The 14,637-nt window shown below is 71.9% G+C and carries 16 protein-coding genes; 5 read left to right on the forward strand and 11 right to left on the reverse strand.

Annotation, left to right across the window (positions count from 1 at the left end; translation table 11 throughout):
• Nucleotides 1-191 precede the first annotated feature (191 nt).
• From ABZ818_RS17595 to ABZ818_RS17630, 8 genes are all read right to left on the reverse strand, one after another.
• Nucleotides 192-605, reverse strand: coding sequence for a rhodanese-like domain-containing protein (locus tag ABZ818_RS17595; protein ID WP_361415182.1), 414 nt, complete (start codon nucleotides 603-605; stop codon nucleotides 192-194).
• Nucleotides 602-1,177, reverse strand: coding sequence for a cysteine dioxygenase (locus ABZ818_RS17600; RefSeq protein ID WP_361415184.1), 576 nt, complete (start codon nucleotides 1,175-1,177; stop codon nucleotides 602-604). The genes ABZ818_RS17595 and ABZ818_RS17600 overlap by 4 nt, the downstream gene beginning before the upstream one ends.
• A gap of 111 nt (nucleotides 1,178-1,288) precedes the next feature.
• Complete coding sequence (locus tag ABZ818_RS17605; RefSeq protein ID WP_348638505.1) at nucleotides 1,289-1,375, reverse strand: putative leader peptide; 87 nt, start codon at nucleotides 1,373-1,375, stop codon at nucleotides 1,289-1,291.
• 89 nt (nucleotides 1,376-1,464) lie between these two features.
• Nucleotides 1,465-3,066 carry an FAD-dependent monooxygenase gene (locus tag ABZ818_RS17610; RefSeq protein ID WP_361415186.1) on the reverse strand — a complete coding sequence of 534 codons (1,602 nt, stop codon included), beginning with the start codon at nucleotides 3,064-3,066 and terminating at the stop codon, nucleotides 1,465-1,467.
• 176 nt (nucleotides 3,067-3,242) lie between these two features.
• Nucleotides 3,243-4,127 (reverse strand): amino acid ABC transporter permease, encoded by an 885-nt coding sequence (locus ABZ818_RS17615; RefSeq protein WP_361415188.1) that lies wholly within the window; start codon nucleotides 4,125-4,127, stop codon nucleotides 3,243-3,245.
• Entirely contained in the window at nucleotides 4,124-4,789 is a 666-nt protein-coding gene (locus tag ABZ818_RS17620; RefSeq protein ID WP_361415190.1) for an amino acid ABC transporter permease, read from the reverse strand. Before ABZ818_RS17620 ends, ABZ818_RS17615 begins: the two co-directional genes overlap by 4 nt.
• Before the next feature lie 75 nt (nucleotides 4,790-4,864).
• The gene (locus tag ABZ818_RS17625; protein ID WP_361415192.1) at nucleotides 4,865-5,704 is read right to left on the reverse strand and encodes a glutamate ABC transporter substrate-binding protein; all 840 of its coding nucleotides are present in this window, start codon (nucleotides 5,702-5,704) and stop codon (nucleotides 4,865-4,867) included.
• A gap of 98 nt (nucleotides 5,705-5,802) precedes the next feature.
• Nucleotides 5,803-6,579 carry an amino acid ABC transporter ATP-binding protein gene (locus tag ABZ818_RS17630; RefSeq protein ID WP_361415194.1) on the reverse strand — a complete coding sequence of 259 codons (777 nt, stop codon included), beginning with the start codon at nucleotides 6,577-6,579 and terminating at the stop codon, nucleotides 5,803-5,805.
• Nucleotides 6,580-6,863: 284 nt separating this feature from the next.
• Between ABZ818_RS17630 and ABZ818_RS17635 the strand changes: the two genes are divergently transcribed.
• Together ABZ818_RS17635 and ABZ818_RS17640 are read left to right on the forward strand one after the other, a co-directional pair.
• Entirely contained in the window at nucleotides 6,864-7,550 is a 687-nt protein-coding gene (locus tag ABZ818_RS17635) for a response regulator transcription factor (RefSeq protein ID WP_361415196.1), read from the forward strand.
• A 9-nt stretch (nucleotides 7,551-7,559) separates the two neighbouring features.
• Entirely contained in the window at nucleotides 7,560-8,975 is a 1,416-nt protein-coding gene (locus tag ABZ818_RS17640) for a HAMP domain-containing sensor histidine kinase (RefSeq protein WP_361415198.1), read from the forward strand.
• Here ABZ818_RS17640 and ABZ818_RS17645 read toward each other — a convergent pair.
• Nucleotides 8,965-9,963, reverse strand: coding sequence for a TAXI family TRAP transporter solute-binding subunit (locus ABZ818_RS17645; protein ID WP_361415200.1), 999 nt, complete (start codon nucleotides 9,961-9,963; stop codon nucleotides 8,965-8,967). The genes ABZ818_RS17640 and ABZ818_RS17645 overlap by 11 nt on opposite strands.
• Before the next feature lie 95 nt (nucleotides 9,964-10,058).
• On the opposite strand from ABZ818_RS17645, the gene ABZ818_RS17650 reads away from it, so the two are divergent.
• Nucleotides 10,059-10,463, forward strand: coding sequence for a MazG nucleotide pyrophosphohydrolase domain-containing protein (locus ABZ818_RS17650; RefSeq protein WP_361415202.1), 405 nt, complete (start codon nucleotides 10,059-10,061; stop codon nucleotides 10,461-10,463).
• On the opposite strand, the gene ABZ818_RS17655 is transcribed toward ABZ818_RS17650, so the two are convergent.
• Nucleotides 10,387-11,673, reverse strand: a complete 1,287-nt coding sequence (locus ABZ818_RS17655; RefSeq protein WP_361415204.1) for a glycosyltransferase 87 family protein — start codon at nucleotides 11,671-11,673, stop codon at nucleotides 10,387-10,389. The genes ABZ818_RS17650 and ABZ818_RS17655 overlap by 77 nt on opposite strands.
• Before the next feature lie 212 nt (nucleotides 11,674-11,885).
• Here ABZ818_RS17655 and miaB point away from each other — a divergent pair, with 212 nt between their 5' ends.
• Nucleotides 11,886-13,415, forward strand: a complete 1,530-nt coding sequence (gene miaB, locus ABZ818_RS17660) for a tRNA (N6-isopentenyl adenosine(37)-C2)-methylthiotransferase MiaB (protein ID WP_361415206.1) — start codon at nucleotides 11,886-11,888, stop codon at nucleotides 13,413-13,415.
• Between the two features lie 58 nt (nucleotides 13,416-13,473).
• Nucleotides 13,474-14,187 carry a class III extradiol dioxygenase subunit B-like domain-containing protein gene (locus ABZ818_RS17665; RefSeq protein ID WP_361415208.1) on the forward strand — a complete coding sequence of 238 codons (714 nt, stop codon included), beginning with the start codon at nucleotides 13,474-13,476 and terminating at the stop codon, nucleotides 14,185-14,187.
• Nucleotides 14,188-14,254: 67 nt separating this feature from the next.
• Here ABZ818_RS17665 and ABZ818_RS17670 read toward each other — a convergent pair whose 3' ends face one another.
• Nucleotides 14,255-14,587, reverse strand: a complete 333-nt coding sequence (locus tag ABZ818_RS17670; RefSeq protein WP_361415210.1) for an antitoxin — start codon at nucleotides 14,585-14,587, stop codon at nucleotides 14,255-14,257.
• Nucleotides 14,588-14,637: the final 50 nt, after the last annotated feature.

Here is a 14,637-nt window from a genome sequence, read left to right on the forward strand (position 1 = left end):
GGAGGGGCCGACGGCGCGGGCCGACGACAGCCTCGCCGGTCCCCTCGTCCCCTGCTCGGCAGGCTGCCCGTCCGTGCCTGTGCCCGCACCCTCCCGAAGACCCCTGGTCGTCGTCCGGCTCCTCGCGGCCGGCCTGCTGCTCGGTGGCTGCGGCCTGCGGCCCGGCGCCACGAACACCCACGACGGCCCGCTCATCCTCGGCCGTCCCACGGCGTCACCGGCAGTCCGGCCGAGCGCCATGCCTGGAAGCCGCCCACCAGGTCGGTCGCCCGGAGCAGCCCCAGCTGGTGCAGGGAAGCGGCCGCGAGACTCGACGCGTAGCCCTCGTTGCAGACGACGACCACGCGCAGATCGTGGCCGGTGGCCTCAGGGACACGGTGGCTGCCCAGCGGGTCCAGTCGCCACTCCAGCTCGTTGCGCTCCACGACGAGGGCGCCCGGTATCAGGCCGTCCCTCGAACGCAGCGCGGCGTAGCGGATGTCCACCAGGAGGGCGCCGCCGACTCGGGCGGCCGCGTACGCCTCGCGCGCCTCGACGCGCTCGTAGCCCTGGCGGACCCGCTCCAGCAGCTCGTCGATTCCGGCGGGTGGCTGAGGCGTGCTCACTGCCAGTCCTCCGGGCGCTCGACCTGTTCCAGGCGCAGTGTGTGCCCGGTACGGCTGTAGCGGCGGATGCGGGTCAGCGGCGGATGGTAGGCGTGCACGGAGACGGCGTGCCGGTCGGTGGACTCGTTGAGCACCTCGTGCACGTGGTGGCGGCCGAAGGAGCGGCCCCGCCCCGCCGGGAGCCGCCGTTCGCGGTCCACCCCCTCGGTGAGTTCGAGCGTCTTCCAGCCGTCGGTGGGCAGCCGGGCCGCGAGCGAGTTCTCCTTCAACTCGCCCGCCGCGGTGACGAAGGCGCCGACCGAGTCGGCGTGGTCGTGCCAGCCTGTGCCGGTGCCGGGCGGCCAGCCGATCAGCCAGGCCTCACTGCCGCCGGGCCCCTCCAGGCGCACCCAGGTGCGGCCCTCCGGGTCGAGCGGAAGCGAGGCGATCAGCCCGGCGTCGGCGGCGGCGCGCCGTACGAAGTCGAGGAGTTCCGCCTGTGTCGGCGCCTGCACGGAGGGCGCGGACCCGGCGGGTGAGGAGGCGTCAGGGGAGAGGTCGGGAGCCGGGGGTCCGAGAGGCGAGACAGACACGTACACCGTCCTGAAGAGCGTTCGCGAAAGACGCGCGGCGGCACAGGGTACGGACGAAGGACGTACGGGAGTGTGCGAGTGAGGCGGCGCGCCGGGGGAGGGAAGGCGAGTTCAACAGGCCGGACGACACACGCAGCCCGCATAGCGGACGAGGTCCATGTGGACCCTCCGCCACAGGCGCACATCGGTGTCGGTCACGTTCCGGAGTAGACCACGGCGGCACGGACCGGTCAACTCGCCGTCACCCTGTGGACCGCACGGCGCGTACGGTCCACAGGGCTCCGCGGTCAGCGCGCGCCCGCCTCGGCACGGTCCTCGGTGCGTCCGGCGCCGCCCAGCGCCGTCTCCGCCGCGGTGTACAGGTCGGCGGGGCGCACCCCGCTCAGCGCGGTGACCAGGTGCCCGTCGGGCCGGACCAGGAGGACGGTGTGGGGAGCGGCGCCCGGGTAGCTCTCGGCGACCAGCAACTCGGCGGGGTGCGGCAGCGCGGTCACCGCCCCGGCCAGCCGGGGCATGATGCCGGCGCTCACCCAGTGCCGGCGCTCCCACACGCCCGTACCCGGCGCGATCAGCACCACGAGCAGCGCCCCCCGGCCCAGCCGTTCGCGCAGCGGCACCAAGGAGCCGTCCTCCGCGGTCACCAGCACGTCGGCGACCGGAGCGCCGGCCGGTGTGTCCACGAGGATCTCCCCGTCGAGGGGCGGCGGAGTGAGCGGCGAGTCCGCGTACGCCCCCGGCTCGCCCAGCGCCCCGCGCCCCAGATGGCCGTCCATCAGCAGGGCGTCGTGTCCACGGCCGGACCCGGGCACCAGGGACCGCAGTCCGCCGCCCCCGCGCAGTACCGGCAGTAGCTGGTCGGCGGCGCGCAGCCGGGCGGCGACGATCGCGCGCCGCTCGGTCTGGTAGCTGTCCAGCAGCCCCTCGTGCGGCCCGTGGTGCCAGGCCGGCGCCAGCTTCCAGGCGAGGTTGTCGGCGTCCCGCAGGCCCTCGTCGAGACCCTGGGTGCCGAGCGCGCCCAGCAGGTGGGCCGCGTCCCCGGCGAGGAAGATCCGCCCGGCGCGCCAGCGGCGGGCCACCCGGTGGTGGACCGTGTGGACTCCGGTGTCCAGGAGTTCGTACGACGGGGAGGTTTCGCCGGTCCAGCCGGTGAGGGTCTCCCGGATGCGGGCGAGCAGCAGTTCGGGTGTGACCAGGTCCTTGCCGGGCGGCAGCAGCCAGTCCAGCCGCCACACGTCGTCCGGGAGCGGACGGGCGGCGATCTCCCCGGCGAAGGGGCCGGTCGTCCGCCACGGCGGCAGCCGGTGGAGGAACGCTTCGCCGGGCCGGGGCAGTTCGGTGCGCACCGCGGCGACGGCGTGCCGCTCGACGGCCGTACGGCCGGGGAAGCGGATGTCCTGGAGCTTGCGCACGGTCGAACGCGGGCCGTCGCAGCCGACCAGGTAACTGCCGCGCCACCATGTGCCGCCCGGGTCGCGGGTGTGGACGGTGACCCCCGTGGACTCCTGCTCCATGCTGTCGAGGCGGCTGTCCACGGCGAGTTCGACCAGCGGTTCGCGGGCGACGGCGGCGCGCAGGGCGCCGGTCAGCACGTGCTGGGCGATGTGCAGCGGCGCGGGGTCGTCATCGTCGAAGGCGATGTCGCACATCACCTGTTTGCGCCGCAACGACCGCCATCCGGCCCAACGGAGCCCGGCCCCGCCGAGCGGTGCACCGGCCAGGCGCTCCACGAGCGCGGCGGTGTCCTCGCGCAGGACGACCGTGCGCGCGGCGCGCGGCGCGTCCGCGCCGGGTCCCTCGTCGAGCACGACGGACGGCACCTCTTGACGCGCCAGCGCCAGGGCGAGCGTGAGTCCGACGGGCCCCGCTCCGACAACGATCACCGGGTCCACGGCGCGGCGCCCCCTGCCCGCAGCGGTGTCCTGACGGACAGGTGTGAAGAAGAAGCCGGAGCAGGGTGCACGATCACAGAACGTATGCAACCCATTGCCGCTGCTTGCGTCAAGTGACGGAGGCGGTGGTGATCACTCCACTGCCCCCATGTCACTTCTGTCCCGGTGAGCGGCCGTCAGGCGGAGGTTCCCGTCGACTCGGCGCCGCCCACCGCCGCGGCCGAGAGCACCGCGCCCGTCGACTTCTTTCCGCGCCGCAGCCGCCGCTCCAGCCAGCTCGCGAAGGTGGTGAGGCTGAAGTTGATGGCCACGAAGATCAGCGCCACGATCGTGAAGCTGGCGATGGTATTCGCACCGTAGTAGGAGCTCATGGCGGACACGGCGGACAGCAGGTCCGAGAAGGTGAGGACGGCGCCGCCGAGCGCGGTGTCCTTCACGATGACCACGAGCTGGCTGACGATCGCCGGCAGCATCGCGGTGACCGCCTGCGGCAGCAGGACCGACGTCATGGTCTGGGTCTTGCGCAGGCCGATCGCCTGCGCGGCCTCCGTCTGGCCCTTGGGCAGGGAGAGGATGCCCGCGCGGACGATCTCCGCGAGCACCGAGGCGTTGTAGAGCACCAGACCGGTGCAGACGGCGTACAGCGGCCGGTCGTCCGAGCTGATGTTGCTGTAAGCGGCGAACAGCGCCGTACCGAAGATCATCAGGATCAGCACCGGAATGGCGCGGAAAAACTCCACGACCACCGCGGCCGGGATCCTGATCCAGGCGTGGTCGGAGAGTCGCGCGATGCCGAAGACCGCGCCGAGGGGCAGCGCGATGAGCATCGACAGGGCCGCCGCGATCAGTGTGTTCTTCAGCCCGGGCAGGATGTACGTGGTCCACGCCTCGGAGCCGGAGAAGAACGGCTTCCACTTCTCCCAGTCCAACTGGCCCTTGTCGCTCAGGCTCTGCAGGGCCCACCACACCAGCGCCGCGGCGGCAAGCACGAACAGGACGGTGTAGAGGATGTTGCGCCGCTTGGCCCTGGGCCCCTGGGCGTCGTACAGCACGGAGGTCATCGCTTCACCGCCACCTTCTTGCCCACCCAGCCGAGGATCAGACCGGTCGGCAGCGTCAGGCACACGAAGCCGAACGCGAAGACCGCGGAGATCAGCAGGAGTTGTGCCTCGTTCTCGATCATCTTCTTCATCAGCAGGGCCGCTTCGGCCACGCCGATCGCCGCCGCCACCGTGGTGTTCTTGGTGAGCGCGATCAGCACGTTGGTGAGCGGGCCGACCACCGAGCGGAACGCCTGCGGCAGCACGACCAGGGTCAGCACCTGGGTGAAGCTCAGTCCGAGGGCGCGGGCCGCCTCCGCCTGGCCGACCGGCACCGTGTTGATGCCGGAGCGGATCGCCTCACAGACGAACGCCGCGGTGTAGGCGATCAGACCCAGCACGGCGAGCCGGAAGTTGATGGTGTCGAAGTCCTGCGCACCGAGGTTGATGTTGAGCGTCTGGCTCAGGCCCAGCGAGGTGAACAGGATGATCACCGTCAGCGGGATGTTCCGCACGACGTTGACGTAGGCGGTGCCGAAACCGCGCATGAGCGGCACCGGGCCGACGCGCATGGCAGCCAGCAGGGTGCCCCAGACCAGGGAGCCGACGGCCGAGAGCAGGGTGAGCTGCACGGTCACCCAGAAGGCTCCCAGCAGGTCGTAGCCTTGAAGAAAGTCGAACACGATCTCCCGCGCTTCCGCGTGTGGTGGGCCCCGGTGCGCCGCCCTGCGCGGGCGGCGCACCCGACGGGCGCTGACTCAGCTCTTGATGTCGCCGATCTTCGGCGCGGGCTCGTTCTTGTAGTTCGCCGGACCGAGGTTGGCGTCGACGGCCTTCTGCCACGAACCGTCGGAGACCATGTCCTCAAGGGCCTTGTTGATCTTGTCCTTGAGGTCGCTGCCCTTCTTGACGCCGATGCCGTAGTTCTCGTTGGTCATCTTGAGGCCGCCCAGCTTGAACTTGCCCTTGAACTGCTCCTGGGAGGCGTAGCCGGCGAGGATCGAGTCGTCCGTCGTCAGCGCGTCGATCGCCTTGTTCTGAAGGCCGCTCAGACACGCCGAGTACGTCGGGTACTGCTGGAGGTCCGCCTTGGGCGCCAGCTTGTCCTTGACGTTCTGGGCCGAGGTCGAGCCGGTCACCGAGCAGAGCTTCTTGCTGTTCAGGTCGGCCGGCGACTTGATCGAGTCGTCGTCGGCGCGGACCAGGACGTCCTGGTGGGCCAGCAGGTAGGGACCGGCGAAGTCGACCTTCTGCTCGCGCTCCGGGGTGATCGAGTACGTGGCGGTGATGAAGTCCACGTCACCGCGCTGGAGCATGGTCTCGCGGTCGCCGCTCTTGGACTCCTTCCACTCGATCTGGTTCTCGTCGTAACCGAGCTTCTTGGCGACGTACTTGGCCACGTCGACATCGAAGCCGGAGTAGCCCTGCGGGGTCTTCTGGCCAAGGCCCGGCTGGTCGAACTTGATGCCGACGGTGATCTTCTTGCCGCCACCGCCCGACGACCCCTCGTCCTTCTTGTCGTTCGAGCCGCACGCCGTCGCCGAGAGGGCGAGGGCGAGGACGACGGCCGAGGCGGCGGTGACCTTGCGGAGCTTCATGTGAACTTCCTTCGGTGTTGAGGAGATGCGGAGCCGTCGGCACTGCGACGGCACAATCACGGGCCGGTGGCGCACGGCGCCACCGGCGGGCCGTCGCGTCAGTGGTGCAGGATCTTCGAAAGGAAGTCCCTGGCCCGGTCGCTGCGCGGGTTGCTGAAGAACTGGTCGGGCGCAGCCTGTTCGATGATCCGGCCGTCGGCCATGAAGACCACCCGGTTTGCAGCCGATCGGGCGAAGCCCATCTCGTGGGTGACGACGACCATCGTCATGCCGTCCCGGGCGAGTTGCTGCATGACCTCCAGCACCTCGTTGATCATCTCCGGGTCGAGCGCGGAGGTCGGCTCGTCGAACAGCATGACCTTCGGGTCCATGGCCAGTGCCCGGGCGATGGCCACACGCTGCTGCTGGCCGCCGGAGAGCTGCGCGGGGTACTTGTCGGCCTGCGCGCCCACTCCGACCCGGTCGAGCAGTTCGCGGGCCCGCTCCTCGGCCTTCTTCTTGTCCGTGCGGCGGACCTTGACCTGGCCGAGCATCACGTTCTCGAGCACGGTCTTGTGCGCGAAGAGGTTGAAGGACTGGAAGACCATGCCGACGTCGGCGCGCAGCCGGGCCAGTTCCTTGCCCTCCTGGGGCAGCGGCTTGCCGTCGATCGTGATGGTGCCCGAATCGATGGTCTCCAGGCGGTTGATGGTGCGGCACAGGGTGGACTTCCCGGACCCGGAGGGCCCGATGACCACGACGACCTCGCCGCGGGTGATCGTCAACTCGATGTCCTGGAGTACGTGCAACGCGCCGAAGTGCTTGTTGACGCTCTTCAGGACGACCAGATCGGCGGTCGAGGCCACGTCTTCCTTGGCCATCGATACTTCGGTCATCGCTTTCAGGCTCCGTCCTCCTCGGTTTCGGGGGACAGTAATGACCGATGCGACCAGCGTCATTACATCTGAGGGAGATCTGAGCATCACGATCCGGTAGCGGCCGCACACATGTCGTAGCGTGACCGGGTGGGGCACGTACCGGCTGGATAACGACACACGGTGCGCAACCGGATCCCTCTTGACGCCGTCCTCGTCCATCGGCGTCACTGCCATGGTGCACGCGCGCGTGCATGACGTTTACACGCCGTGACCGTATGAAACATGAACCGGAGGGGGCCGGAATGCGACTGCTCCTCGTCGAGGACGACAACCACGTCGCCGCCGCCCTGTCCGCCGTCCTGGCGCGGCACGGGTTCGACGTCACGCACGCCCGCAGCGGCGAGGAGGCGCTCCAGGCGCTCGTCCCCGAGAGCGCCTGCTTCGGCGTGGTCCTGCTCGACCTGGGCCTGCCCGACCAGGACGGCTACGAGGTCTGCGCCAGGATCCGCAAGCGCACCAGCATCCCCGTGATCATGGTCACCGCCCGCTCCGACGTCCGCTCCCGCATCCACGGCCTCAACCTCGGCGCCGACGACTACGTCGTGAAGCCCTACGACACCGGCGAACTGCTCGCCCGTATCCACGCCGTCAGCCGCCGCACCGCACACGAGGACGCGAACGCCGGCAGCGAGAGCACGCTGCGCCTCGGCGCCGTGCACATCGAACTGCCCACCCGGCAGGTCAGCGTGGACGGCGCGGTCGTCCAGCTCACCCGCAAGGAGTTCGACCTGCTCGCGCTGCTCGCCCAGCGCCCCGGGGTGGTCTTCCGGCGGGAGCAGATCATCAGCGAGGTGTGGCAGACCAGTTGGGAGGGCACCGGACGGACCCTGGAGGTGCACGTCGCCTCCCTGCGCTCCAAGCTGCGCACGCCGGCGCTCATCGAGACCGTACGCGGCGTCGGTTACCGCCTCGTCGCCCCGGCCGCCTAGCGGGGACGGGTGAGCTCACGTCTGCTGCCGCTGCTCATCGTCCTGATGGCGGCCGTCCTGCTCGCCCTCGGCGTCCCGCTCGCCGTCAGTGTCGCCGGCGCCGAGCAGCAGAAGGCGGTCGTGGACCGCATCGACGACACCGCGCGCTTCGCAGCCCTGGCCCAGTTCGTCACGGACGGGGCCAGCGGCTCCCGGCGCACGGTCCCGGACGAGCGGTTGGAGACCCTCCGCCGCGAACTCGGCAGCTACCACGGGGTCTACGGCATCCGGGCCGGCGTCTTCTACCGGACCGGCGTCCCGATGGCCAACGCCCCGGACGACTGGTCGCTGCCCGCGTTCGGCGAGGTCCGCGACGCCTTCGACGAGGCGCTGCTGAGCCGGCGCAGCCACGACCCGGAACAGGTCTGGCCCTGGCAGCGCCACCGGCTCGTCGTCGCCTCCCCGGTGATCCGGGACGGCGACGTCGTCGCGGTCGTCGTCACGGACTCGCCGACCGGGCAGATGCGCTCGCGGACCCTGCACGGCTGGCTGCTCGTCGGCACCGGCGAGATCGCCGCGATGCTGCTCGCCGTCGGCGCGGCGCTGCGGCTGACCGGCTGGGTGCTCAGGCCCGTACGGATCCTCGACGCCACCACCCACGACATCGCCACCGGGCGGCTGAAGTCCCGGGTGGCGGCCGCCGGCGGGCCACCCGAACTGCAGCGGCTCGCCCGGTCGTTCAACGAGATGGCGGACAACGTCGAGGACGTGCTGGAGCAGCAGCGGGCCTTCGTCGCCGACGCCTCGCACCAGTTGCGCAATCCGCTCTCCGCGCTGCTGCTGCGCATTGAGCTGCTCGCGCTCGAACTGCCCGAGGACAACGAGGAGATCGCCTCCGTGCGCACCGAGGGCAAGCGCCTCGCCCAGGTCCTGGACGACCTGCTCGACCTGGCGCTCGCCGAGCACGCGGAGCCGGATCTGAAGCTCATCGACATCGGGGAGCTGGCCGCCGAGCGGGTGGCGGCCTGGGCGCCGGCCGCCGAGGCCAAGGGGGTGCGGCTGGCCGGCGACTGCCCGGCCACCACGGGCTGGGCCGACCCCGTGGCACTGTCCTCCGCGCTGGACGCGGTGATCGACAACGCGGTGAAGTTCACGCCGGGCGGCGGGAGCGTCGAGGTGACGGTCTCCTTCCACCGCGACACGTCGACGATCGTGGTCGCCGACCACGGTCCCGGCCTCACCGACGAGGAGATCGCCCGCGTCGGCGACCGCTTCTGGCGCAGTGGGCGCCACCAGAACATCAAGGGCTCGGGACTCGGCCTGTCCATCTCCCGCGCGCTGCTCGCGGCCGGCGGCGGCTCGATCTCCTACGCCCGGCACCGGGAGGAGGAGCCGCGCGGACTGCGGGTGACGGTGGCCGTGCCGAGGTCGGTGCCTACGGTTTGACCGAGCGGTAGTAGCGCCGCGCGCCCTCGTGCAGGGCCAGTGGGTCGGTGTAGATCGCGGTGCGCAGGTCGACCAGCTGGGCGGAGTGGACGTGGGCGCCGATGCCGTCGCGGCTCTTGATGACCGTGCGGGTCACCCACTCCGTCAGCCTCGGGTCCATGTCCTTGCGCGTCATCAGCACGTTGGACACGGCGATCGTCGGGACGGTCTGGCCCTTCTGGACCGACGGGTACGCCGACTCCGGCATGTTGGTGGCGCGGTAGTAGCGTGTGGCGCCGCCCTCGGCGTGCAGCCTGGCGACCAGCTCGGCCTCGATCGGCACGAAACGGAACGCGAACTTCTCGGCCAGCCGCCGCAGACCGTCCGTCGGCAGTCCGCCCGACCAGAAGAACGCGTCGAGCTCACCCCGCCGCAGCCGGTCCGGAGCGGTGCCGATGCCGTCGCCCATCGGGCGGATGTCCGTCTCCGGGTCGATCCCGGCCGTCCTGAGCACCCGCTCGGCTATCAGCCGGACACCGGACTCCGGCGGCCCGACCGACACCCGCTTGCCGCGCAGGTCCGACACGGAGTGGATGCGCGAGTCGCTGGGGACGACGAGCTGCACGTAGTCGTCGTAGAGGCGGGCCACACCGCGCAGCCGCGCGGCACCCGGGCCGTGGTTCACCTCGTACGTCTCCACCGCGTCCGCGGCGGCGATGGTGAAGTCGGCCCGGCCGGCCGCCACCCGCGCGACGTTCTCCTGCGAGCCGTCGCTGGTCAGCAGCCGCACCTCCAGATCGGGCATGTCCTTGGCGAACGCGGTGCGCAGCCGCACGCCGTACTCCTGGTAGACCCCGCGCAGAGTTCCCGTGCTGAAGGTGATCGTCCCGCTCGGCGGGGCGTCGCCCAGGGGCAGCAGCCACCACAGCAGCAGCCCGAGGACCACGACCCCGGCGGCCGTGCCCTGGAGGCCGCGGCGTCGTCCGATGCGGGGGAACGGCTTTGGCATGCGCGCGATCCTGCCAGGGGGAGGCCCTGCTGACCAGGGGCGGGCGGCCCGGCGGGCGGCCGGTGCAGTCCGAGCCTGCGGCTAACCTCGCGGGTATGAGTTCCTCGCCCGCCGATCTGGTCCGTGAGTTCCACCGTGCCTTCGGGCTCGACGCCCGCCCCACGCCCACCCGGGTGCCGCCGGAGCTCGCCGCGCACCGCGGGGAACTGCTCGCGGAGGAGGCGGCCGAGGTCGCTGAGGTCTCGGTCGGCGGCCCGCTCGACCGGCTCGCGCACGAGCTGGCGGACGTCGTGTACGTGGCGTACGGCACCGCCCTGGTGCACGGCATCGACCTCGACGAGGTGATCGCCGAGATCCACCGCGCCAACATGACCAAGCTCGGCCCGGACGGCCGGGTCGCCCGCCGCGCCGACGGCAAGGTGCTCAAGGGGGAGCACTACGTGGCGCCCGACGTGTCGGCCGTGCTGCGCCGGCAGGGCTGGGCCCCCGACGGCGCCTGACGCGGGCTGCGTACTCCGATCCGGCGGGCCACCGCGGGGAAGACCGGGCGCACCGCACGGCGAGCACCAGCGCGAGCCCGGACAGCGTGGCCGCGTCCTTGAACGCCCTGCGGGTCGAGGCGTCCAGGTACGGGAAGGCGAACTGGGGCACCTGCGGGACGAGCGCGACCCAGAACCACGGCGAACGCGTCACCGAGTCCGCCTCCAGCGCCCCGGCGACCAGCAGCGGCACCACGACGACCAGGTAGTGGTCGTAGGACGGCCGGGACACCAGGTAGGAGGCCAGCATCAGCAGCGCGGCCGTGTCCGCGAGCCGCGCCGGACCGGGATCGGCACGCCGCCAGCGCAGCCGGGCGCAGAGCACACCGGCCGCCGCAGCGGCCAGGGCCAGCACCTCGGCCGGACCGGGCGGCAGCCCCAGCCGGGGCAGCACCGCCGGCAGGGAGGAGTCGAACGGCCGCATCAGACCGTCCCCGCCCTTGAGCAGGAAGGGCAGCGTGCGGGTGAAGAAGCCGCCCGGGTCCGGCATGATCAGGGCCGCGCCCGACGACAGGGCCAGGGGCACCGCCACCATCCAGGCCAGCGCCCGCCACCGCCGGGCCAGCACCAGCAGGACGACCACGGGCAGCAGCAGCGGCTTCACCGCCACCGAGAGGCCCAGGACCACCCCGGCCAGGTCCCAGCGGCCCCGGTCGGCCAGCAACAGCGCCAGCGGCAACGCCAGGGCGCTGACCGCCGTCCAGTTCCCCAGGTTCACCAGGTGGCCGACCGGCGCCCAGCACAGCACCAGCCCCAGCAGCCCCAGCACCGCGAACCGGCTGCACGCCGGCACCCGGAACAGGCGTACCGCACACCACCAGCCGCCCGCGATCAGCGCCACGCAGACCAGCGGCGCGGCGACGCGCACCACGGCCGCCGGCAGCGCGGCCTGCCCGGCGGCGAACAGCACGGCACTCGGCAGGTACAGGAAGCGCCGGTCGGCGTACGGAGCGCCGCCGCCCAGCCAGATCTGCCCGGCATGGACGACGAAGGCGTTGTCCATGCCTCCCCCGGTGAACACGACGGCCACCCGCGCGGCGCGGGCGCACAGGACGACGGCGAGGAGGGCGACCGGGACGGGACCGGCCGGCCGCAGCAGCCATGCGCGCAGCACCGCGGTCGGGGGCACTTCCGGCGCGGGTGCCCGCAGGGCGTCACGAAGCTCCGTCACGCGTGTCATTTTGGGCCAGTTGCCCCCATGCGGGAGGAAGTGGCCGGTCGTGTCGCCGTCACGAGGGCGCAAAGCTCTCCGGCCGGGCCGTCGCTCCCGTGGATCCGCGCGGTGCACGGCCTTGCCCGGCCTGGAAGTCCGTGACGCCCCGGCCTGGAGGGCGTGACGCTCCGCCGTCCCGGGGCCGTCCGGGAACCACCTACCCTTGATGCATGACCAGCAGCAGCGACCGGAGCCCCGCAGTGGACGTTCAAGGACCCAAGAGCTACGAAATCCGCACCTACGGGTGCCAGATGAACGTCCATGACTCCGAGCGGCTGGCCGGCCTGCTCGAGGACGCCGGTTACGTGCGGGCGCCGGAGGGGGCGGACGGCGACGCGGACGTCGTCGTCTTCAACACCTGCGCCGTCCGGGAGAACGCCGACAACCGGCTGTACGGCAACCTGGGCCACCTGGCGCCGCAGAAGGCGAAGCGGCCCGGGATGCAGATCGCGGTCGGCGGCTGCCTGGCGCAGAAGGACCGGGACACCATCGTGAAGAAGGCGCCCTGGGTGGACGTCGTCTTCGGCACGCACAACATCGGCAAGCTGCCGGTCCTGCTGGAGCGCGCCCGCGTGCAGCAGGAGGCGCAGGTGGAGATCGCCGAGTCCCTGGAGGCGTTCCCCTCCACGCTGCCGACGCGGCGCGAGAGCGCGTATGCGGCCTGGGTCTCGATCTCCGTCGGCTGCAACAACACCTGCACCTTCTGCATCGTCCCCGCGCTGCGCGGCAAGGAGAAGGACCGCCGCCCCGGCGACATCCTCGCCGAGGTGGAGGCCCTGGTCGCCGAGGGCGTCTCCGAGATCACGCTGCTCGGCCAGAACGTCAACGCCTACGGCTCCGACATCGGCGACCGCGAGGCGTTCAGCAAGCTGCTGCGGGCCTGCGGGAACATCGACGGCCTGGAGCGGGTCCGCTTCACCTCGCCGCACCCGCGCGACTTCACCGACGACGTGATCGCCGCGATGGCCGAGACCCCGAACGCCATGCCGCAGCTGCACATGCCGCTGCAGTCCGGCTCCGACACGGTGCTGAAGGCGATGCGCCGCTCCTACCGGCAGGAGCGCTACCTCGGGATCATCGAGAAGGTCCGCGCCGCCATCCCGCACGCCGCGATCACCACCGACATCATCGTGGGCTTCCCCGGCGAGACCGAGGAGGACTTCGAGCAGACGCTGCACGTCGTGCGCGAGGCGCGCTTCGCGCAGGCGTTCACCTTCCAGTACTCCAAGCGTCCCGGCACCCCGGCCGCCGAAATGGAGGACCAGATCCCCAAGGAGGTCGTCCAGGCGCGCTACGAGCGGCTGGTCGCGCTCCAGGAGGAGATCTCCTGGGAGGAGAACAAGAAGCAGGTCGGCCGCACGCTGGAGCTCATGGTCGCCGAGGGCGAGGGCCGCAAGGACGGCGCCACCCACCGCCTCTCCGGCCGCGCCCCTGACAACCGCCTGGTCCACTTCACCAAGCCCGAGCAGGACGTGCGCCCCGGCGACGTGGTCACGGTCGAGATCACCTACGCTGCCCCGCACCACCTCCTCGCCGAGGGCCCGGTGCTCGGTGTGCGCCGCACGCGCGCGGGTGACGCGTGGGAGAAGCGCAACGCCGCCGAGGCCGCCCAGCCGGCCGGTGTCATGCTCGGCCTGCCGAAGGTGGGCGTTCCCGAGCCGCTGCCGGTCGCCGCGAACAGCGGCTGCGGCTGCGACTGACCCGTCGAGCGAGCGGCCGCCCGACGGCCGGCCGTCCGGCGGCGTTACCCTGCGGATCATGCTTGTCGCCGCCGCTGTCTGCCCCTGCCCGCCCCTCCTCGTGCCCGAGGTGGCCGCGGGAGCCGCACCCGAGCTGGACTCCGCCCGGGCCGCCTGCGCGGACGCGTTGGGCGTGCTCGCCGCCGCCCGGCCCGACCTGCTGGTGGTCGTCGGACCCGCGGAGGCCTCCGGGCGCGGCGTCTGTCCGGAGGGCACCCGGGGCTCGTTCCGCGGCTTCGGTGTGGACCTGGAGGTACGGCTCGGCCGGGACACGGGTACCGGCGCCGGGCGCGAGCTGCCGCCCTCGCTGGCCGTCGCCGCCTGGCTGCTGGAGCGCATCGGCTGGTCCGACATCCCCGTCGAGGGGCTCGGTGTGGGGGAGTCGCCGGCACCCGAGCGGTGCGCGGCGGCCGGCCGGGACCTCGCCGCGCGGGCCGGCCGTGTGGCGCTGCTGGTGATGGGCGACGCCAGCGCGCGGCGCACGCTCAAGGCGCCGGGATATCTCGACGAACGGGCCGAACCCTTCGACGCGGGCGTCGCCCGGGCACTGGGGGAGGCCGACACACAGGCTCTCCTGGCGCTCGACGTGGAGACGGCGCACGAACTGAAGGCGTCGGGCCGGGCCCCCTGGCAGGTGCTGGCCGGCGCGGCCGAGGGCGCCGGCCTCTCCGGCACGCTGCTCTACGACGACGCGCCGTACGGTGTGGGGTACCTGGTCGCGGCCTGGTCGTGAACGAAAGGCGTCGGACACGGCGGACGGCCGGGACGCATCGCGCCTCCCGGCCGTCCGCCGACGCCCCTCAGGACGTGGGCGGCGGTCCCTCCGGCGGTGTCGGAGCGGAAGCGCCGCCCGGCGCCGTGCCGGTGCCCTGGTCCGGGCTCGTGCCCGCCTCCGGGGCCGTACGGGTCTCCGGGCTCGTCCCGCCCTTGTGGGCGAGCCGGTCCATGGCGTCCTTGGCCTTGCCCGTACCCGCGTGGATCCTGTCGCTGTACTTGCCCTTGGTCTTCTCGTCGACCACCTTCGCGGCCTTGTCGAGGCTCTGCCCGATCGTGCCCCCGTGGCGCTGGGCGAGGTCCGACACCTTCTCCTTCGCCGGGCCGATCCTGGCCTTCATGTTGTCCAGCAGACCCATGGTTCACCTTCCCTGATGGGGCGGATTCCTTTCCCCCGGCGGTCGAGTTC

Origin of the sequence: Streptomyces sp. NPDC047453 (assembly GCF_040643155.1) — a bacterium.
Classification (GTDB): Bacteria; Actinomycetota; Actinomycetes; order Streptomycetales; family Streptomycetaceae; genus Streptomyces.

Bases quoted from the DNA above. Each gene is read 5' to 3' on its own strand.
- ABZ818_RS17630 (WP_361415194.1), bottom strand. From the start codon at position 6,579: ATGACCGAAGTATCGATGGCCAAGGAAGACGTGGCCTCGACCGCCGAT.
- ABZ818_RS17670 (WP_361415210.1), bottom strand. From the start codon at position 14,587: ATGGGTCTGCTGGACAACATGAAGGCCAGGATCGGCCCGGCGAAGGAG.
- miaB (WP_361415206.1), top strand. From the start codon at position 11,886: ATGACCAGCAGCAGCGACCGGAGCCCCGCAGTGGACGTTCAAGGACCC.
- ABZ818_RS17650 (WP_361415202.1), top strand. From the start codon at position 10,059: ATGAGTTCCTCGCCCGCCGATCTGGTCCGTGAGTTCCACCGTGCCTTC.
- ABZ818_RS17625 (WP_361415192.1), bottom strand. From the start codon at position 5,704: ATGAAGCTCCGCAAGGTCACCGCCGCCTCGGCCGTCGTCCTCGCCCTC.
- ABZ818_RS17635 (WP_361415196.1), top strand. From the start codon at position 6,864: ATGCGACTGCTCCTCGTCGAGGACGACAACCACGTCGCCGCCGCCCTG.
- ABZ818_RS17615 (WP_361415188.1), bottom strand. From the start codon at position 4,127: ATGACCTCCGTGCTGTACGACGCCCAGGGGCCCAGGGCCAAGCGGCGC.
- ABZ818_RS17665 (WP_361415208.1), top strand. From the start codon at position 13,474: ATGCTTGTCGCCGCCGCTGTCTGCCCCTGCCCGCCCCTCCTCGTGCCC.
- ABZ818_RS17645 (WP_361415200.1), bottom strand. From the start codon at position 9,963: ATGCCAAAGCCGTTCCCCCGCATCGGACGACGCCGCGGCCTCCAGGGC.